This window comes from Agrobacterium sp. AGB01, assembly GCF_014851585.1.
Classification (GTDB): domain Bacteria; phylum Pseudomonadota; class Alphaproteobacteria; order Rhizobiales; family Rhizobiaceae; genus Agrobacterium.
Genome location: NZ_JACVAB010000002.1, coordinates 658,559 through 677,919, shown reverse-complemented (window position 1 = coordinate 677,919; position 19,361 = coordinate 658,559). Strand labels below are relative to the sequence as shown.

The following is a 19,361-nucleotide window of genomic DNA, read 5'->3' as shown; positions in this document are numbered from 1 at the left end:
TCAAGACGACTTGAGAGGGCGTATGATCTTTACGCCCTCGTCTAACGCTAGTACCGCATATCGTGGCTAGACGGCTCAAGGATAAGGATGGGTTGCTTGGGGTTAAAACCCGATGCTTTCTTCAAATTCATCCCAGGATTCGTACATCGCATAACGACCAATACCAGGGATCGGCACATGGCCGTAATAAGGTGACAGCTGGAATTCGGAAAACATCTCGCTCTTACCGGCAACGGCACCAACATACATGGCAGACACCAGCCCGGTGCGGTTGGCGCCATGCTCACAATGGATGAGAATGGGCTTTTGGGCGTTTTTCATGATCTCGACCAGAAGCTCAGAATCATCCTGCGTCAGCTTTTCCTTGGAACTGAGCGGAAAATCGACCAGACGAATACCGTGTGCCTTAGCCGCTTCGCTTTCGGCGTTGTACCATGCTTCGCGTTTCTCATCCCGCAGATTGATGATGGTCTTGATGCCGTAGGTTTCGGCATAGGACGTTATGTCCTTGCCGCTTGGCTGCGCCGAGCGGTAAAGCTCACCCGGCAGCACTTCATGGAAATTCCCGATCAACTGATTGATGCCCATATGGGCGCCGGTCAAAACAGGCAATGCGACCAGGCAAACAGCCGCAATCTTCGCTATTTTCAAAATTCGCACAAACATACACTCATATACGCACGCAACAATGGCACTTACTTGTCAGCGCACAGGCGATAAAACAAGTAAGCCAGGGTTGCATTCACAGGCGTAGAGGCGTCACGATTGCGTGATGTTTTCGCCTTGGCTCCACTCGGGCAGTGGGAAAACGCGGTCATAACCCCAATTGAAAACAAAGGCATAGACCATATAAAACAGTGCGAAAGCCGCATCCATGACAAACGCTGCCCAGAGGGTGATGCCGAGATAAGTCGCAATGAACGGCAACAGCACCACAAGCAGACCGGCCTCAAACAGCACCGTATGCAGTACACGGATCGTAATGGTCTTTTCGGTCGTGCCGCGCCAGCGCGTCATCAGTATGTCAAAGGACAGATTGTAAACGTAATTCCACAGGGTGGCGAGCGTTGCACCGACAACTGCAATAACGCCAATGTCTTCAATCGGTTTGTTGAACACCACCGCGCCCAAAGGCGTAACCAGCAAAAGACCAATGATTTCAAAACTGATAGCGTGACGGATTCTGTCGCGAACGGAGCGCATGATATTCCCCCTGCGGGTGGTACCGGGTCGTCCCGATCAATGTTCCCGTTATGGGGGAGGCCGTCCTCTCTTGTGCCCTAAATAGGACATGATGTCGTAAATGCAACTGCTTTTCTTTGGCGAAGTGTCTGAGACAAGGCGCGGGACAAACAGCACCACGAACAGACAAAGGGCAACGGCAAACCGTTGCCCCTCGCCGCTAAAAGATTACTGTTCCAGCGCAAATGTCAGGTTTACAGTCACAGTATAGGTGTTTTCACCAGCCGCGATCGGTACGCCCGCATCCATTTCTTTCATCATGGCTGCGCGCACCATTGGCTGCGCCATCGGGCGTGGCATGTTTTCATTGATTTCAATGATACGGCCAAGCTTTACGCCAGCGGCTGCAGCAAGGGTCTTGGCTTTTTCAACCGCATTGGCAACGGCTGCCTTGCGTGCCTCCTCAACCGTCGCATCCGGCTTGTCGTTAGTGAAGCTGATATCGCCACCCTGATTGATACCAAGCTTGACCGAGGTATCCATGATGCCGCCAAGCTTCGCCAAATCGCGCACCCGCACCGTCAGGCCGTTGCTAACCTGATAACCGATGATCTCAGGCGCAACATAAACGCCATCTTTTGGCTCAACCTGCTTGTAGAGCGGCTGAATGGAGAAGTTGCTGGTCTGCAGATCCTTGTCGTCAATCTTGTCGGCCTTCAGGGCTTTCAAGACTTCGGCCAGTGCGTTGCTGTTGGCATCAAGAGCTGCCGCGGCAGTGTCAGCCTGCTGAACAACGCTGAAGGAGAGAATCGCCATGTCAGGCACAATTGCCGCCTGGCCTTCGCCCGAAACATTGATAACTGCCTCGCGTGGTGTGGAGGCCTGCGCAAAGGCAACACTTGCACCCATTGGCAGTGTCGAAAAGGTCGTGAATGCCGCCAGAATCAAAGCAGTACGGGCATTTTTAGCAATCATGGAATGTCTCCTCATTATTGGATGCACCAAATCGTTGCAAGTTTGAGCGCATCATTATCCTGTGGCAATAGATTGTGAAGCCTTTACGGCAATGGCTTGTAGGTTCCCGCAAATTGGTTTAGAGCCATTTTTGCGCCGATATGAACCATTGCATCCGGCGTACATGAGCACGTGTTGCTCAGTGGGCCTGTAGCTCAATGGTTAGAGCCGGCGGCTCATAACCGCTTGGTTGGGAGTTCGAGTCTCTCCAGGCCCACCAACTTTCTCCAGAACACTTCGATATCACGTATTCTCGAAACGGGGGTGCGGAAAGTTGCGGGCTGATTTGTTGAAACGCCCCGTGCCTGCCCGTGAGAGCAAAGCAAGAGGCGTTCCTTTCAGGCCGTCAAGGGCGGGTGGACCAGACGGCTGATGCTGTGAAATGATTAGCGGCGGATAACCGGGCAACCACGCTGATTGGCGAAGATAACGCGGTCACGGCCGTGACGGTCAAAACCGGCGACAACAACGCGACGTGGCGATACGTCAACAACGCGGGCGCGGCGCAAGCCCATGCGGCTTGCCTTTTCTTCTGCAAACCAAGGTGAGCAATTGTCGCGGCGACGATCGCGCTCACGCTGCCAGCCATGACCACCACCGTGGCCACCGCCGTTGTAGATACCGAAACGAATTTCCGGACCACCGGCAGAAGCTGTCGATGCGGTCGCAGAGAAACCACCAAGAGCGATGAGTGCTGCCAGACCGGCTTTTGCAAAACTATTCAACATTGTGTTTTCTCCAATTTCCTTGAGGGTTGGACCAATAACGATCCCGCATTTCCCAAGCGGTTGAAGAGAACATAGAAAGATCAGGCTGAACGGATTCAGAACCGTCCGTTCAGCTATAGTTCATTATGATTAACTCGGACGAAAATTCGAAATAACGGACTGATTTTCATATAAAAATAAAAAGTCACGCCGATAGGTGAAGTACGATTTCACGCCGGTGAGACTGGTCTCGATGCTCGAAAAGATAGATGCCCTGCCATGTTCCCAAAGACATGCGACCTGCTGACACGGGGACACCGATGGACACCTGTGTCAGAGCTGATTTGATGTGAGCTGGCATATCATCAGACCCCTCCATCGTATGAACAACCCAACGCATGGAAGGGTCGTTTGATGGGGGAACAAGGCGGGCAAAAAACTCCCGCAAATCTCGCTGCACATCCGGATCGGCATTTTCCTGAATCAGCAGAGAACAGGATGTGTGGCGCACGAACAGCGTCAGCAGCCCGTCCTCACCGCCGCAGTCCCGTATAAAAGACGCCGCCTCACGGGTAAATTCGTACAGCCCCTGCCCTCTGGTGGAGATCACTATGGTTTTCTGCGGCATGTATTTTTTCCTGTTTTAAAATGGAACTTAAATGCTTTGGAAATGTTGATGGCCATAAGGGGCAATTTCCATAACGGGACAAACGCGTGACGACTGAAACCTTGGACCGAATTTTTGCCCCGACACGATCGAATCTTGACCGAAGGCAGTCCTCTATGTCGCCTGGCACCGACGCCATCTTCAATCGTTTCCCGCTGATAATTCATCAAAAATCATCAATTGCGACTGTATATCCGTACGGCAACGTGATTGCTTCAGTTCCGGTTCGTTTTGAAAGTATGGCATATGAATATCCCTGACAAACAGGTCAATCTGACCAATTGCGACAAGGAACCAATCCATATACCCGGATTCATACAGCCCCATGGTTGTCTGATCGCCTGTGACAAAACCATGCACACCATCATTCGCCACTCGGAAAACTGTGGTGAAATACTGCGTGAAACTGAGAACCTGAACGGCAAGCCGATTGAAAGCATTCTTGGTGATCAGGCGGTGCATGACCTGCGCAACGCGCTGACCATTATGAACCGCAGCGAAAGACCGGCAGTATTACCGGGCGTCAAAATCAAAGATGGCCTGATTTTCGACATTTCCGTGCATAGGCACAAATCTACTACAATCATCGAACTGGAGCCGGCCAGCGATGAAGTCCATCCCTTGCACTTGGCACAGCGGATGATCGAGCGGATCAAGTCGCTCAATAACATCGAAATATTTGTAGAGCGCGCCGCCAAGCTGGTAAAAGCCACGCTCGGTTATGACCGCGTAATGATCTACCGTTTTGAAGACGACGGCGCGGGCAAAGTCATCTCCGAGGCGAAAGAACGCGAGCTGGAAAGTTTTCTTGGGCAATATTTTCCCGCAAGCGACATTCCTCAGCAGGCTCGCGCGCTTTACCTGAAAAACACCTTGCGCATCATCTCCAATGCCAACGGCGATCGGGTTGCGATAAACCCGGTTCTTGATGCTTCCGGAGAACCGCTCGATCTCTCATTTGCCCATTTGCGCAGCGTTTCGCCCATTCACCTGGAATACTTACGTAACATGGGGGTGTCGGCCTCCATGTCGATCTCCATCATTGTAGATGGTGTGCTCTGGGGCCTTATTGCCTGCCACCACTATTCGCCTCGCATGCTGTCGCTGCCAGGCCGCATCGCTGCAGAAATGTTTGGTGAGTTTTTCTCCCTGCATCTCCAGGCTCTGAAACAGAAACGCAAATTGGACACGGCTAATCAGGCGCATGCTGCACTCGATACGTTTTTGCGTGTTGCAGCCCACCACACGGATATTGAGCAACTTCTCGTCGAGAGTTTCCATGACTTCACCCGGTTGATGCCATGTGATGGGGTTGGGCTTTGGTTGAAGGGCAAGTGGTATAGCCAAGGCTCTACACCGCCAGAAGATGCGATCCCGGGGCTCATCATGTTCACCACATCAATGGTCGAAGGCGCCAAAATCTGGGCAGGTCATTGCCTGTCGCAACAGCATCCGGAAGCAGCAGCTTACAGCAATGTTGCAGCCGGAATGCTTGCCATCCCTCTTTCGCAGGTCGAAGAAAAATACCTGCTGTTTTTCCGCAAGGAACTGATCCAGACTTTGAACTGGGCCGGAAATCCGGAAAAATCCTATGATACAGGTCCTTTGGGCGACCGCCTGACCCCGCGCAAGAGCTTCGCCATCTGGAAAGAAACCGTGGAGATGCAGGCGCAACCGTGGACTGAAGCCGACCGGCAAATTGCCGAAGCCGCACGTGTTGCACTGATGGAAATCGCCTTTCACCACAGCGAATTGATGGCAGGCGAGCGCAAACGCGCCGAGGTGCGTCAGCGCATGCTGAACGAGGAGCTGAACCACCGCGTCAAAAACGTGCTGGCGATTATCAAGTCACTGGTGGGTAATCCGAAACAGCAAGGTCGCACACTAGAGGACTACATCACCTCGCTGAAAGGTCGTATACAGGCACTGTCATTCGCCCACGACCAGATCATTCGTGGTGATGGCGGTGGTGCCCTCAAAGACCTTCTGGACGCCGAATTGACACCGCATAACGCTGGTGAGGGTACAATCAGCCTGGACGGCCCGCATATCGTCCTCGATTCGCGCGCTTTCTCCGTTATGGCGCTGGTCCTGCACGAACTGGCCACCAATGCTGCGAAATATGGCGCCCTCGCCCACAGCGGCGGACAATTGTCCGTAAGCTGGAAGCTGAACGAGGTGGGAGATTGCGTACTGGAATGGCGCGAAGTGCTGCGTACGCCGATGATTGCGCCGTCACGCACCGGCTTTGGCACGGCACTGATCAATCGCAGCATTCCCTACGACCTCGGCGGTAAAAGCACGACGACCTATTTGCTGGATGGTTTGCAGGTACAGATGCTGCTGCCTGCCCGACACATCTCCTCGTCAAAAATCGAAGCCCCGGTTGCGAGCGAAACCAAAAACACTGCCCCATCACACCATCATAAAAAGGGTGAACCTTTGAAAGTGCTCCTCGTTGAAGACCAGATGCTGATTGCTATGGATGTTGAAAATATGCTGGAAGACAATGGTATCTTCGGCGTTGAAACAGCGACATCCTCCGGCATGGCACTGGAAAAGCTGAAAAGCTTCTCACCGGATGTCGCCATTTTGGATATCAATCTTGGCTCGGACACATCCATTCCGGTCGCCCAGGAACTCTTGAGACGCAAGATTCCATTCATGTTTGCGACCGGTTATTCTGATAGCCTGGCCGTACCGGCAGAACTGGCCAATGTGCCAGTTATCCGAAAACCTTATGATGAAGATGCCCTCATGTCAGAAATTGGCAGACTGTCGCAAAAAGCGGAAACTGCCTGAGACGTCAGGTTCAATAAACCGATAAACCACGCTTCACGGCATCGGCCTGCGGCACCGCCGTCTTGCCGATGTCGAACCGAAACGAGGTGACTTTGAAGTTGTCGAGGTCAACCTCACATTGAAATGTAATATCGTACCAACGATTATTGATGTTAAACGCACCACCACTCGCCTCCAGCACATTGCCGGTAATCACACGACCCTTTTCCGAATTTGGTACAACGCCACGCAGTCCATCGGAGTCAGCGCGCGTCTCACGGATCTGCGCCAAGGCCTCAATGCTGCACATCTGCGCGATACGGCGTTTGGGTGGCAAATCACCCAGCATGGAGCGTACGGCAGGATCTTTAATCGTCTGACCTGACAAAAGCTTCTTGGCACTCTTTAATTTCTTTGGTGCATCGGTCGTCGGAGGCGCTGCCGCTGACTTCTGCTCGACAGGTTTCTCCTGTGGCTTGACTTCTTCGGCTTTCTTTGGATCTTCTGCCTTTACAGGATCAGGCGGTGCCAGCTCAGCATCGGCGGCGGTCGGCGGCGGGTTGTCCTTGGCAGCAGCTGGTGCCGTTTTCGCATCGGCAGTCTCAACCGGCTTCTCGTTTGGCTCGGTGGTTGGCTTTTCTTCCGGTTGAGCAGGATCTTCCGAGACGGACGCCTCGTCTTCAGGACTGATGCCAGGATTATCCATGACATCAGTCTGTTGCGGCTCTGGGCGGATCGGGATGTCCGGCAGCGCGGCCAACGGCAAGTTTTGCGCAGCCTCTTCCGCTGGTGGTGGTGGCGGAGGCGCCTGCTCCTCCGGCTGCTTCTGCTCAGGCTCAGGTGGCGGCGGTGGTGGTTCCGGCTCTGGCGGCACCAGATCAACACTTATGCTTTCAGGCTCCGCCATTTCGGTCGGGAAATCCGGAAACTGCAGAAAGAACGCACCAACAATAGCAAGGTGCAGTACGACCGATACCGGGATCGTCCATCCTTTTTGCCACCATTGTTTGTCTGAAATCTTCTGCATTGCACAACATCAATAATGCAAACCAAGCCAAAGTGCGACGGCATCTCGTACAATATACCGTGCGTTCCACGCGTTAGTGCTTTGCCTCACATAAGCTTGAAAGCGCGCAACAAAAAACCGGCCACAAGGGCCGGTTTTTCAAGTGCGATATTTTGCTTTTAGCTATCCAGGAACGAACGCAGCTTGCGCGAACGGCTTGGGTGCTTGAGCTTGCGAAGCGCCTTGGCTTCAATCTGACGAATACGTTCGCGTGTCACCGAGAACTGCTGACCAACTTCTTCCAGAGTGTGGTCGGTGTTCATGCCGATGCCGAAACGCATACGCAGAACGCGCTCTTCACGCGGTGTCAGGGACGCCAGAACGCGCGTGGTTGTTTCACGCAGGTTGGCCTGAATGGCAGCATCGATAGGCAGAAGCGCGTTCTTATCTTCGATGAAGTCACCCAGATGCGAATCTTCTTCGTCACCCACTGGCGTTTCGAGCGAAATCGGCTCCTTGGCGATTTTCAGAACCTTGCGCACCTTTTCAAGCGGCATGGCCAGCTTTTCAGCCAATTCTTCCGGTGTCGGCTCGCGACCAATTTCATGCAGCATCTGGCGCGATGTACGAACGATCTTGTTGATCGTTTCGATCATGTGCACCGGAATACGAATGGTACGCGCCTGGTCCGCAATCGAGCGGGTGATAGCCTGACGAATCCACCATGTCGCATAGGTCGAGAACTTGTAACCACGACGATATTCGAACTTGTCCACCGCCTTCATCAGGCCGATGTTGCCTTCCTGAATAAGGTCGAGAAACTGCAGACCACGGTTCGTGTACTTCTTGGCGATGGAAATAACGAGACGCAGGTTGGCCTCAACCATTTCCTTCTTGGCGATACGCGCTTCGCGCTCACCCTTCTGCACCATCGACACAATGCGGCGGAATTCGGCAATGGAAATGCCGGTTTCTGTGGCCAGATTCTGGATTTCCAGACGGATATCACGGATTGTCTGGTTCTCTTCGCGTGCGAAGTCCTTCCAGCCCTTTGCAACAAGATTGGCAATCGACTTCATCCAGTTCGGATCAAGTTCGGCACCGTGATACTGCTCAAGGAAGCTGTCACGCTTCACGCCGTAGGATTCAGCCAGACGCAGCAGACGACCCTCGTTCTGCATCAGACGCTTGGAAATGTCGTAAAGCTGCTCAACGAGGCTGTCGACGCGGTTCTGGTTCAGAGACAGCGACTTAACGGCCGTGATCAACTGATCCTTCAGTTCCTTGTAACGACGCTCCTGCCCGCTGGACAGGGTGCCCGTACAGGCCAGGCGTGCCTCAACCTGCTGGTCCTGAAGCTTCCGCAGCTTCTTGTAGGTGTCAGCAATCGTATCGAGCGTTTCCATGACCTGCGGACGCAGTTCAGCTTCCATCGCAGCAAGAGAAAGGTTCGATTCGTCATCGTCCTCTTCTTCTTCCTCGAGTGGCAGGCCTTCACCGCCAACATTAGTCACATCGTCATCGCTGACGCGTGCACGGCGGGTCTTTTCTTTTTCTTCGGCAGCCTTGCGGTCAGCCTCGATCTTTTCAGGGCTCTGGAACTGCGGGGCAGCCTTCGCCTCAGGACCGGAATAGGTCGTTTCGAGATCGATGATTTCGCGCAGCAGTGTTGTGCCTTCGTTGAGTTCATCGCGCCAGATAATCAGCGCCTGGAACGTCAACGGGCTCTCACAGAGACCGGAGATCATTGTTTCGCGGCCAGCTTCAATGCGCTTGGCAATGGCAATTTCGCCTTCGCGAGACAGAAGCTCTACCGATCCCATTTCGCGCAGATACATGCGCACCGGATCGTCTGTACGATCGGTCGGTTCTTTCTTCTTCGCCGTGGCCAGTGCCGTGCCGCTTGACGTGCTCAGCTCACCGCCTTCAGATTCCTCCGCTTCGGTATCGCCGTCCTCATCATTGTTGCTGGCTTCTTCGGCTTCTTCATCCTCGACAACATTGATGCCCATATCGGACAACATTGCCATCGTGTCTTCGATCTGCTCCGACGTCACCTCTTCGGAAGGCAGAACAGAGTTCAGCTCATCCATCGTGACATAGCCGCGCTTCTTCGCGGCCTTGATCATTTTTTTGACCGCGTCATCGGAAAGATCGAGAAGCGGACCGTCCGTCGCACCGTCGCGTTCGTTTTCTGCTTCTTCGTTTTCTTTGACTTTGGTTGCCATCTATCTCGTCGCTTTCCCTGACGCTAACATGCCGTTCGCTCCATACCTGTTGCCTTGCTAGGCATCAGGTGTGAAGCGAATCACTGTCACACACCTAACGGAATGATATTTAATTGCCGATTAACCACGACGGCCGTCAGCGTCAAACAATGCGTTCGCATGCAGAAGTGCTCGCTAATGCCGTTCTGATCCACCAAGGGCCATTCCACCTTATTTACCTGAATTGGTGATTCCCGCTATTTCTCATCCAGTCAAGCCTTTCCGGCACAACAGACCACGAAAAGTCAAAAAAGCCGATAATAACAAGGCATTTTACGGGCAGTCACCGACTTATCCACTATTTAGGAAATAGAAGGGTTAAAACAAGCCCCAGAGAAGAACTCAAGGCCTGTCTCTTATCAACTGCGTCCAAATGCCGGTCCCTTCACCCGTCCGGACATCACACCGAAACCATCAATAATCGCTTCCTGGTTCTCCATTCGGGTGATTTCGAGCTGAACCTCGTTAAGCGCCCGCATCAATTGAACAACGCGATCACCATCGCCGGCTTCGGTTGCTTCGGCAATCTCACGCTGTTGTTCTATTTTCTGCCAACGCAGCACTTTGGTGCGTTTATGCAAGGCCAGCGCCTGATTATAACCTTCGCGCGCATCTTCAGGTGCAGCATCGACGGTCGCCGTCCAAAGGCGCGCATTGCGGACCTGCTGCTCCATCGCCTTCAGCAACACACCGAAGCCTTGGCCCTCAAGCCGCTCCATCATGCCTTCGCGCGACAGGCGCTCGGCACTTTCAGCCGCGTAGGTCAAAACCTGCGACCAAAGCCGCTGCAAATCACGGTTTTCATAATCAATGGCGGCAATCTCGTCATATTCCTCCAGCAGCAGCACCGGATGATTGACGATTGTAATGGCCAGCACGCTTTCGCGCAGCGCAGGCGTTGCCTGATATCCCTTGACCAGGCCTGACTGCACAAGGCGATCGGAGAAGCTGGAAGACGCCGCACCGCCACGTCCTGCACCACCAGCCCCAGTAGCACGCCCGCCAGCACCTGCACGTGACTGTGCGCCATTACGGCGCATCTGCCCACCCTGGGATGGGCCACGCTGGAACTGCGGCTGGAAAAAGCCGTTCAACCGGTCGCGCATGTCCTGCTGATAGTGGCGACGCACGCTTTCGTCGGCAATGACAGTCACGATCTGTTTCAGGCGATTTTCAAGTTCGGCCCGCTTTTCCGGCGTATCAAAGCTCATGGCTGCCGTCTCACGGCTCCAGATCATCGCTGCCAGCGGCTTGGCCTCTGCCATGACGCGGTCGAAAGGTGCCCGCCCCTCGTGACGCACCAGATCATCCGGGTCCTTGCCATCGGGCAACAGTGCGAAACTGACCGAACGTCCCGGCTTGATATGCGGCAACGCCAGATCGGCGGCGCGGTTGGCAGCACGGATACCGGCGCCATCACCATCGAAGCACAACACCGGCTGCGGCGACATTTTCCAGAGAAGTTCAAGCTGATTTTCAGTCAACGCAGTGCCAAGCGGTGCAACGGCATTTTCAATACCGGCCTGATGCAACGCGATAACGTCCATATACCCTTCAACGGCAATCACAGTTCCACCGGACTGTTGTCCCGGTGTCTGGCTGGCGCGTCTGGCTCTGGCGAAATTGTAAAGCACATTGCCCTTGTGAAAGAGCTCGGTCTCATTGGAGTTCAGGTATTTGGCCAAGGCGTCCTGCGACATGGCACGACCACCAAAGGCAATCACCTTCTCGCGTGATGACAGGATCGGGAACATGATGCGATCGCGAAACCGGTCATAGGACACCGGCACGTTTTCATGCACCACGAGGCCGCAGGCCTCCATCTGATCCTTGCCGACACCTTTGCCAGCCAGATATTCCTTCAGTGTATTGCGCCCTTCCGGGGCAAAACCCAGCCGAAAAGTTTCAATGGTACGGCCTGTCAGTCCACGGTCGCGCAGATAGGCTCTCGCCTTGGCGCCAGCTGCGGTCTGCAACTGGTCCTGAAAGAACACGGTCGCCATTTCCATGACGTCTTGCAGTGAGGCTCGCTCACGTTCGCGCCGCTCAGCCTGCACATCCGGCTGCGGCATGGCAACACCTGCCATATCGGCAATCTGTTGCACGGCTTCAGGGAAATTGAGACCATCCAGATCGGTCAGAAAACGGAAATGGTCACCGGACACGCCACAACCAAAGCAGTGGTAGCGGCCCTTGCGATCCTCGCAATGGAAGCTTGGGCTTTTTTCACCATGGAACGGGCAGCAGGCCCAGAAGTCACCGCGCGACGGATTGCTCTTCTTCCTGTCCCACGTCACGCGCCGCCCGATAACATCAGAGATGTTAACGCGGTCGCGTATTTCATCGAGAAAGGAATTCGAAAAGCGCATCTGAAACCTCGGCAAGCCTTCCATATAAGCGCGTTAAGGAAATTATACCAACAATGGCGAAAGGTAATGCCCACTATTCACAGGGGATACATTTCCTTCGGACCAAGGGAAATAACGGTGCAGATTTCCTTGGGTAGAGACGCTGCTGGAAGGAAATAAAAAAGGCAGGGCACATACCCTGCCTTTCACAATAACATTTTTGGCTGAAATTACTTCAGCAAATCCTTGACCATGCCGGATGCCTTGGCAAAATCGATCTGGCCCGGATATTTTTCCTTCAGAACGTTCATGCACTTGCCCATGTCACGCAGACCGGCTGCACCGGTTTCGCTGATCACAGACTGGCAAAGCTCACGCACTTTTTCTTCCGGAATCTGCTCCGGCATGAAACCGCGAATAACCTCAATTTCCTCACGCTCCTGCGTAGCAAGCTCGGGACGGTTGGCGCCATCATAAATGGTGGCAGACTCGTCACGCTGCTTGATCATCTTGGTGAGGATCTGCATGATTTCGTCATCCGAGACCGGGTCTTTGCCGACGCCACGGTTGGCGATATCACGGTCCTTGATCGCCGTCTGGATAAGCCGGATGGTGCCAGTGCGGCGCGCATCCCTTGCCTTCAGCGATTCTTTCAGCTCATTTGCGAAAATATCGCGCATCATGGTCTCAATTCTCCTTCGAAAAGCGTTGTTTTGCCTGTCTCGTCAGGCCGCTTTTCCGTGTTATTTTTGGCGTTCTCTTAGACGAGCGAACAACACCCCGCAAATCAATTACACAACCCGTTGAATTTCATGGGCTTTAATTCCACGTAATCCACAAGGCTATGGTTGACCGCCAGCGTCGCTTTGTCTATTTTCCGGCACCTGCACGAGATTTTAATCAAGGGTACTGTCGCGAGGATTTCGCGCGCCCTTGCCTGCGACCAGAGATGGCCCTTGATCCGTCACCTTTCAAGAGGTGAGCGGTTGCGCGAGGGCGGAAACGGAACGATATGACCGCAACAACTCCATGGACCACCCGCAAACCAACTGCCATGCTCGTTCTTGCCGACGGCACAGTCATTGAAGGCTTTGGCATCGGCGCAACTGGCAAGGTTCAGGCCGAAGTCTGCTTCAACACGGCACTGACCGGTTACGAGGAAATCCTCACAGATCCGTCCTACCTTGGCCAGATCGTTACGTTCACCTTCCCGCATATCGGCAACGTCGGCACCAATGATGAAGACATCGAAGACCTGACACCGGCGGCACGCCGCGGTGCGGTTGGCGTCATCTTCAAGGCCGACATCACCGACCCATCCAACTACCGCGCCGCCAAGCATCTCGATGCGTGGCTGAAGGCCCGTGGCATCATCGGCCTGTGCGGCATCGACACACGCGCACTGACTGCATGGATCCGTGAGAACGGTGCACCAAACGCCGTCATCGCCCACGACCCGAACGGCATTTTCGATATCGACGCGCTGAAGGCCGAAGCCAAGGCATGGAGCGGTCTGGTTGGTCTCGACCTCGCCATCGAAGCTACCTCCGGTCAGTCTTCCGTCTGGACCGAGACACCTTGGGTATGGAACGAAGGTTACGGCACGCTCGGCGAAGCTGATGCCAAGTACCACGTCGTCTGCGTTGACTTCGGCGTAAAGCGTAACATCCTGCGCCTGTTTGCCGGCCTTGACTGCAAGGTCACTGTCGTTCCTGCCAAGACCTCTGCCGAAGACATTCTGGCTCTGAAGCCCGACGGCGTGTTCCTGTCCAACGGCCCTGGCGACCCGGCTGCGACAGGCGAATACGCCGTTCCTGTCATTCAGGACCTGATCAAGTCCGATCTGCCGCTGTTCGGCATCTGCCTCGGTCACCAGATGCTTGGTCTGGCGCTTGGTGCAAAGACTGAAAAGATGCATCAGGGCCACCACGGCGCCAACCACCCGGTCAAGGACTTCACCACCGGCAAGGTGGAAATCGTGTCCATGAACCACGGCTTTGCAGTCGACACGAAGTCGCTGCCAGAAGGCGTTGAAGAGACACATATTTCGCTGTTCGACGGCACAAACTGCGGCCTGCGCGTTGTCGGCAAGCCGGTGTTCTCGGTACAGCACCACCCGGAAGCCTCCCCTGGCCCGCAGGACAGCCACTATCTGTTCCGCCGCTTCGTCAATCTCGTTCGCGAGAAAAAAGGCGAAGCCGCTCTTGCAGAGCGTTGATACGACTCTTTTAAAATCAGCAGCTATAAAAAAGGCCCGCATCATGCGGGCCTTTCTTTTTGTAGCATTTCAAAATGTCTTAGATGGCAATGGCCTGTTTCTGCCGCTGCACCAGCGCGATGAAACGCCATGACAGGGTAATCGAAGCGACAGTCAGTCCGACCAGAATGCCGTACCAAACGCCCTCTCCGCCAAGCCCCAGCGGGAAACCGAGAACCCAGGCCAGCAGGAAGCCGACCGGCCAATAGGAAATCAGCGCCATGATCATTGGCACGCGTGCATCTTTCAGGCCGCGCAGAAGACCGCTGGCAATTGCCTGCAACCCATCCATCAGCTGGAAAATACCGGCAATGATCACCAGCTTCGCCGCATAGTCGAGAACCGCCGGTACATTCGGCAGGTGTTCATTGAGGAACCAACGGCTGAGATATTGCGGTGCTGCGGCAAACAGGACACCGCCAGCAATGGCAATGATGCAGGCGAGTGCACTGACCATGATCGCCGCTCGAACCAGATTGGGATAGTCCCCCTGCCCGTAAGCAATACCGACCCGCACCGTTGCTGCCTGCGACAGACCAAGCGGGATCATGAAGGCAATCGAGGCCAGTTGCAGAGCGATACCGTGGGCAGCAAGCTCTGTTGTTCCGATCTGTCCCATCAAAATGGACGCGGCACTGAACAGCGACACCTCGGCCAGAATGGTGACGCTGATTGGCAAACCAAGACGCAGCACTTCAAGCAGCGCCTGCCAGTCAGGCCGCCAGAAACGAACAAAGACCTCGTATTGACGCATTTCCTCGCGGCTTTGCACAAACGCAGCCAGGCAAACGAAGCTGAGGGCCTGCACTATGACAGCGACGATTGCGGCACCGTTCATGCCAAGCGCAGGTAAGCCGAAATGCCCAAGCACCAGACCGTAAGCGAGGATGCCATTCACCACGAGCGTCAGAATGGTGATGTAAAGGACAACGCTGGCCTTGCCGACGGCGCTGACCAGACCACGCATCACGTAAAACAACAGACCGGGCAGAAGCCCGTACTTGGTGATGCCCAGATAATCCCCCGCCAGCCTTGCAACTTCGGCATTCTGACCGAAACCAAGCAGGATACGCTCTGCATTCATGAAGAATGGTAACACCAGAAGCCAGTAGACGATGGCAACCCACATGCCCATGCGCAGGGAGCGGCGCGTCGAACGTACGTCACCACGACCGAAAGCCTGCGCAATCATTGGCACAACGGCAATCGAGAAACCGGAACCGAAGATAAACAGCACAAAGAAGAACTGTCCGGCCAGAACCATGGCTGCCAGTTTTTCCGCGCCAAGCTGACCGACAATCACCATATCCGTCGTGTGAATGCCCAACTGCGCGAGCTGCGCGCCAATCAACGGAACACCAAGCGCAAGCGTGGCTCTCAGATGGGATGACCAGGATTGCGCGTCGGTTTGAACACTGCCTGAAACAACGGACGAGGACATGCGGCACCTTCTCAAAACAAAAGCCGCTTCCACGGAAACGGGAAACGGCGTTGGCCTAATCCATAAAATATTCGGCTTACCGATGCAACCAAGCAATGCAAATGCACAAAAAACTAGCAAAAATCAAAATAGCAAGCAGTCTTGAGTGTTCGCAAATAATTTCACGCTACCGTCAAACTACATTTACAGTTTTGAAATAACGCAAAAGCTAAAACAGCCACATATAACTTGCCCGCATGATGCGTGTATACAACGCCGTTACCCGGCATGATTGTCTCCCCCTCCGAATTCGGTCCGTTTATCCGGCCAAAAGTCGCGAATACCTATAAGGGAAGCTGCGCTTGTCTATTAAATCTAGCCTTATGACGCGCATTATTATCGCTGCGTCGCTCGTTGTCGTGACGGCTTTTGCCGGTTTTTCCATTTACATCGACGCGCTGCAACGGGAAGCCACGACGACTTCCGTTGCCCGCAACATTGACGCCGCCGGCAAACAGGCGGCGCAAAGCATCGCCAACTGGCTGAACGGCCGCGTGATGTTGACCGATGTCGTCACCAAAGCCATGGCCAAAGCGCCAGATGAAAACGCCAAGCTGAACGTGCTGCAAAACGATGTCCTGACCGGTCAGTTCATGTCGACCTATTTTGGCGACAGCGCGACCGGCGTGTTCACCACATGGCCGAGATTGCCTTTGCCAGAAGGATATGATCCACGGACCCGCCCATGGTACCAGGATGCCGTGAAAGCGCAGAAGACCGTGCTGACAGAGCCATATTCCGACGCATCGACAGGCGGCCTGATTATCACTGCCGCCTCGCCTGTCATGATCAACGGCCAATTGGCTGGTGTGACCGGCAGCGACTTCTCGCTTAACTCGCTGGTGACGATGATCAAGTCGGTTGAAGTCGGCACCGACGGTTACGCCTTCCTGGTCAGCAAGGATGGCAAGATACTCATTCACCCGGACGCGAACTTCGTCAACAAGACGCTGACCGACCTGTTCCCGACAGCAACGCCAAGTATTGCCTCAACAATCACTGAAACGGCAATCGACGGCAAAGCCAAGCTCACCAGCTTCATTCCAGTCACCGGCCTGCCGTCTGTTGAATGGTATGTCGGCTTTGTTGTGGATAGCGGCGTTGCTTACGCCTCGATTTCACAGTTCCGTGTCGCCGCAATCATTGCCACCACGCTTGCAGTTATCGGCATGATCGGTTTCCTCGCCTTCCTGCTTGGCCGACTGGTGATCACGCCGGTGACACAGATGACCGCTGCCATGCAGAACCTGGCCTCCGGCCACCTGTCCATCACCATTCCCGGTCAGGATCGCACCGACCAAATCGGTTCGATGGCCGCAGCCGTTGCCGTGTTCCGGACCAACGCACTGGAAAGACAGCGCCTGGAAACCGAAGCCTCTGAATCCCGTTCACTGTCCGAACAGGAACGCGACCAGCGCGAAAGAACTGCAGCCAAGGACAGTGCCGACATTCAGTTTGCCGTTGATGCACTGGCAAAGGGCCTTGAACATCTCTCCAATGGCGATCTGCAATACCGCATTTCGACACCATTCGTTGCGCGTGTTGACCGTCTGCGTGAAGACTTCAACAACTCCATCACCAAGCTCAACGATGCTCTGACCAATGTTGGCCAGAATGCCCGCGCCATCGATGCCGGTGCAACGGAAATCCGCCACTCGGCCGATGACCTTGCCCGCCGCACCGAACAGCAGGCAGCGTCTGTTGAACAAACCGCAGCCGCCCTTGAGGAAATTACAACCACCGTCAAGGATGCTGCCCAGCGCGCCGAAGAAGTTGGAAAACTGGTTGACCGCACCCGCAACAATGCTGAACAGTCCGGCCACGTCGTTAATGACGCCGTGCGCGCCATGGAAGGCATTGAACATTCGTCGACCGAGATTTCCAAGATCATCGGCGTCATCGACGAGATTGCCTTCCAGACCAACCTGCTGGCACTGAACGCCGGTGTGGAAGCCGCCCGTGCCGGGGAAGCCGGTAAGGGTTTTGCGGTGGTTGCGCAGGAAGTTCGTGAACTGGCGCAGCGCTCTGCGACGGCCGCGAAGGAAATCAAGGCGCTGATCAGCACCTCGACCGCTCAGGTACAGGAAGGTGTGACGCTGGTTGATAATGCCGGCAAGGCACTGGAAGCCATCGTTACGCAGGTGCAGGAAATCAACCGCCATATCAATGCGATTGTCATTGCCACCCGTGAACAGTCGACAGGCCTGTCGGAAATCAACACCGCCATCAACACCATCGACCAGGGCACACAGCAGAATGCCGCCATGGTCGAAGAACAGACCGCCGCCAGCCACGGCCTTGCCTCGGAAGCGGCATCGCTCAATGAGCTGCTGGCGCAGTTCAGACTGGGCATGCAGCAGACACAACACAAGTCTTACAGCCACGCTGCCTGATCAGACAAAACGTGGCCGACCAAAGCGGCCACGTCCTTCTTTTATGCGCTCTCGCGCCCTCGTCTCAAAGATCATGACCGAGAGCTGCAAAGCCCCCAAACTGCACTTGCCGAACCCCAAAAAAGCCGACACCTTGCCAGACGACATAGAGAGTCGGGAGAGTGGGAATGTCGGAGATTATTTGGCGCGGCGTGGTCATGGGCATAGGCGGAACCATCCTCATGGATATCTGGGCCTATATTCTCCATTTCGTCTTCAAGCAGCCCGCCCCGAATTGGGGACCTCCCGGTCGCTGGTTCTGGCACCTGCCCAAGGGCAAGGTTTTTCACGACAGTATCGCCAATGCGACACCTTACAAAAACGAAGTGGCACTTGGCTGGTTCATGCATTACGCGATTGGCGTTCTCTATGGCATCATTCTGGCGTTGGTTGTGACACCACTATGGTTCGCTGAGCCGCACTTCATCCAGCCGTGGATCGTCGGCATTGTTACCGTTGGTGCTGGCTGGTTTCTGCTTCAACCGGGCCTCGGCCTCGGATGGGCCGCATCCAAAACTCCAAACCCGACCAAAGTGCGCGTGTTGAACCTTGTTGCGCATACTATTTTTGCGCTCGGCATGTTTTTGTCAGCCCTGCTGCTTGCCGGTTAATCACACCTCTGGCCGGTAATACTGAACCGGATGTGCCGGTTCAGTTATTTTTACGCGATCATCCCGTCGACACATATTCCTTAAGTGCAACTCCAGTGACACCTCACGAGTTTGCAGCAAAATGCATGTCTGCACGGGAGGATAAAATGGAACTGACATTCACAGTGTCCGCCAGAATATCAAAACCGCTTGATGAGGTTTTCGAGGCGATTGCCGATCCAAAGAAATTGTCCAGTTATTTCACAACGGGTGGCGCAGAGGGCAGGCTTGAAACCGGCTCCACCGTCAGCTGGGATTTCCACGATTTCCCCGGCGCATTTCCTGTGAAGGTCATCAAGGCCGAACAGGACAGGCAAATCATCCTGCAATGGCAAGCGAATGAAGAGGGCGTCGATGACGCAGGCAGTTACAACACCACGGTGACAATCAGCTTTGAAGCGATCGGTGATGACAGGACGCTTGTCAGTATCAACGAAAACGGCTGGCGAGAAACGCCAGCCGGGTTGAAAGCTTCCTATGGAAACTGTCAGGGCTGGTCACAAATGCTGTGCGCCCTGAAGGCCTATCTGGAATACGGCATCAATCTGCGCGAAGACATGTATAAATGAC

The 19,361-nt window shown here is 54.6% G+C and carries 15 protein-coding genes and 1 tRNA gene; 6 read left to right on the top strand and 10 right to left on the bottom strand.

The genetic code is table 11. The features are described 5' to 3' along the window. Positions 1-102: 102 nt before the first annotated feature. The 3 genes from IB237_RS09900 to IB237_RS09890 form a co-directional block, all read right to left on the bottom strand. Positions 103-666: a dual specificity protein phosphatase family protein gene (locus IB237_RS09900; protein ID WP_210323871.1), complete on the bottom strand. Its 564-nt coding sequence runs from the start codon at positions 664-666 to the stop codon at positions 103-105. A 93-nt stretch (positions 667-759) separates the two neighbouring features. Then, positions 760-1,203 carry a PACE efflux transporter gene (locus IB237_RS09895; protein ID WP_192488464.1) on the bottom strand — a complete coding sequence of 148 codons (444 nt, stop codon included), beginning with the start codon at positions 1,201-1,203 and terminating at the stop codon, positions 760-762. 207 nt (positions 1,204-1,410) lie between these two features. Beyond that, positions 1,411-2,157 carry an SIMPL domain-containing protein gene (locus IB237_RS09890; protein WP_192488463.1) on the bottom strand — a complete coding sequence of 249 codons (747 nt, stop codon included), beginning with the start codon at positions 2,155-2,157 and terminating at the stop codon, positions 1,411-1,413. Positions 2,158-2,340: 183 nt separating this feature from the next. Between IB237_RS09890 and IB237_RS09885 the strand changes: the two genes are divergently transcribed. Beyond that, a tRNA-Ile gene (locus IB237_RS09885) sits at positions 2,341-2,416 on the top strand. Between the two features lie 166 nt (positions 2,417-2,582). Here IB237_RS09885 and IB237_RS09880 read toward each other — a convergent pair. After that, positions 2,583-2,924, bottom strand: a complete 342-nt coding sequence (locus tag IB237_RS09880; protein WP_192488462.1) for a hypothetical protein — start codon at positions 2,922-2,924, stop codon at positions 2,583-2,585. 184 nt (positions 2,925-3,108) lie between these two features. Then, the gene (locus IB237_RS09875) at positions 3,109-3,531 is read right to left on the bottom strand and encodes a secondary thiamine-phosphate synthase enzyme YjbQ (RefSeq protein ID WP_192488461.1); all 423 of its coding nucleotides are present in this window, start codon (positions 3,529-3,531) and stop codon (positions 3,109-3,111) included. 285 nt (positions 3,532-3,816) lie between these two features. Here IB237_RS09875 and IB237_RS09870 point away from each other — a divergent pair, with 285 nt between their 5' ends. Continuing rightward, positions 3,817-6,372: an HWE histidine kinase domain-containing protein gene (locus IB237_RS09870; protein ID WP_192488460.1), complete on the top strand. Its 2,556-nt coding sequence runs from the start codon at positions 3,817-3,819 to the stop codon at positions 6,370-6,372. A 10-nt stretch (positions 6,373-6,382) separates the two neighbouring features. Here the strand turns inward: IB237_RS09870 and IB237_RS09865 are convergent, their stop codons facing one another. The 4 genes from IB237_RS09865 to IB237_RS09850 all read right to left on the bottom strand — a co-directional run bounded on the left by IB237_RS09865 (position 6,383) and on the right by IB237_RS09850 (position 12,652). Next, positions 6,383-7,378 (bottom strand): DUF930 domain-containing protein, encoded by a 996-nt coding sequence (locus IB237_RS09865; RefSeq protein WP_210323870.1) that lies wholly within the window; start codon positions 7,376-7,378, stop codon positions 6,383-6,385. A 158-nt stretch (positions 7,379-7,536) separates the two neighbouring features. Next, entirely contained in the window at positions 7,537-9,585 is a 2,049-nt protein-coding gene (gene rpoD, locus IB237_RS09860; RefSeq protein WP_192488459.1) for an RNA polymerase sigma factor RpoD, read from the bottom strand. 398 nt (positions 9,586-9,983) lie between these two features. Further along, entirely contained in the window at positions 9,984-11,993 is a 2,010-nt protein-coding gene (gene dnaG, locus IB237_RS09855) for a DNA primase (RefSeq protein WP_192488458.1), read from the bottom strand. A 209-nt stretch (positions 11,994-12,202) separates the two neighbouring features. Continuing rightward, positions 12,203-12,652, bottom strand: coding sequence for a GatB/YqeY domain-containing protein (locus IB237_RS09850; RefSeq protein ID WP_192488864.1), 450 nt, complete (start codon positions 12,650-12,652; stop codon positions 12,203-12,205). Between the two features lie 332 nt (positions 12,653-12,984). Between IB237_RS09850 and carA the strand changes: the two genes are divergently transcribed. Then, entirely contained in the window at positions 12,985-14,190 is a 1,206-nt protein-coding gene (gene carA, locus IB237_RS09845) for a glutamine-hydrolyzing carbamoyl-phosphate synthase small subunit (protein ID WP_192488457.1), read from the top strand. Positions 14,191-14,269: 79 nt separating this feature from the next. Here carA and IB237_RS09840 read toward each other — a convergent pair whose 3' ends face one another. After that, a complete protein-coding gene (locus IB237_RS09840) occupies positions 14,270-15,670 on the bottom strand; it encodes an MATE family efflux transporter (RefSeq protein ID WP_192488456.1) in 1,401 nt (466 codons plus the stop codon). 341 nt (positions 15,671-16,011) lie between these two features. On the opposite strand from IB237_RS09840, the gene IB237_RS09835 reads away from it, so the two are divergent. The 3 genes from IB237_RS09835 to IB237_RS09825 all read left to right on the top strand — a co-directional run bounded on the left by IB237_RS09835 (position 16,012) and on the right by IB237_RS09825 (position 19,360). Next, positions 16,012-18,102, top strand: coding sequence for a methyl-accepting chemotaxis protein (locus IB237_RS09835; RefSeq protein ID WP_192488455.1), 2,091 nt, complete (start codon positions 16,012-16,014; stop codon positions 18,100-18,102). Positions 18,103-18,269: 167 nt separating this feature from the next. Further along, positions 18,270-18,752, top strand: a complete 483-nt coding sequence (locus IB237_RS09830; RefSeq protein WP_192488454.1) for a DUF2938 domain-containing protein — start codon at positions 18,270-18,272, stop codon at positions 18,750-18,752. Between the two features lie 146 nt (positions 18,753-18,898). After that, positions 18,899-19,360, top strand: a complete 462-nt coding sequence (locus IB237_RS09825) for an SRPBCC family protein (RefSeq protein ID WP_192488453.1) — start codon at positions 18,899-18,901, stop codon at positions 19,358-19,360. Position 19,361: the final 1 nt, after the last annotated feature.

What these genes read in the sequence shown, in the direction of transcription:
- IB237_RS09870 (WP_192488460.1), top strand. Translation starts at nt 3,817, where the DNA reads ATGAATATCCCTGACAAACAGGTCAATCTGACCAATTGCGACAAGGAA.
- IB237_RS09895 (WP_192488464.1), bottom strand. Translation starts at nt 1,203, where the DNA reads ATGCGCTCCGTTCGCGACAGAATCCGTCACGCTATCAGTTTTGAAATC.
- IB237_RS09830 (WP_192488454.1), top strand. Translation starts at nt 18,270, where the DNA reads ATGTCGGAGATTATTTGGCGCGGCGTGGTCATGGGCATAGGCGGAACC.
- IB237_RS09850 (WP_192488864.1), bottom strand. Translation starts at nt 12,652, where the DNA reads ATGCGCGATATTTTCGCAAATGAGCTGAAAGAATCGCTGAAGGCAAGG.
- IB237_RS09825 (WP_192488453.1), top strand. Translation starts at nt 18,899, where the DNA reads ATGGAACTGACATTCACAGTGTCCGCCAGAATATCAAAACCGCTTGAT.
- IB237_RS09875 (WP_192488461.1), bottom strand. Translation starts at nt 3,531, where the DNA reads ATGCCGCAGAAAACCATAGTGATCTCCACCAGAGGGCAGGGGCTGTAC.
- IB237_RS09900 (WP_210323871.1), bottom strand. Translation starts at nt 666, where the DNA reads ATGTTTGTGCGAATTTTGAAAATAGCGAAGATTGCGGCTGTTTGCCTG.
- IB237_RS09865 (WP_210323870.1), bottom strand. Translation starts at nt 7,378, where the DNA reads ATGCAGAAGATTTCAGACAAACAATGGTGGCAAAAAGGATGGACGATC.
- dnaG (WP_192488458.1), bottom strand. Translation starts at nt 11,993, where the DNA reads ATGCGCTTTTCGAATTCCTTTCTCGATGAAATACGCGACCGCGTTAAC.
- IB237_RS09880 (WP_192488462.1), bottom strand. Translation starts at nt 2,924, where the DNA reads ATGTTGAATAGTTTTGCAAAAGCCGGTCTGGCAGCACTCATCGCTCTT.
- IB237_RS09890 (WP_192488463.1), bottom strand. Translation starts at nt 2,157, where the DNA reads ATGATTGCTAAAAATGCCCGTACTGCTTTGATTCTGGCGGCATTCACG.
- rpoD (WP_192488459.1), bottom strand. Translation starts at nt 9,585, where the DNA reads ATGGCAACCAAAGTCAAAGAAAACGAAGAAGCAGAAAACGAACGCGAC.
- IB237_RS09840 (WP_192488456.1), bottom strand. Translation starts at nt 15,670, where the DNA reads ATGTCCTCGTCCGTTGTTTCAGGCAGTGTTCAAACCGACGCGCAATCC.
- carA (WP_192488457.1), top strand. Translation starts at nt 12,985, where the DNA reads ATGACCGCAACAACTCCATGGACCACCCGCAAACCAACTGCCATGCTC.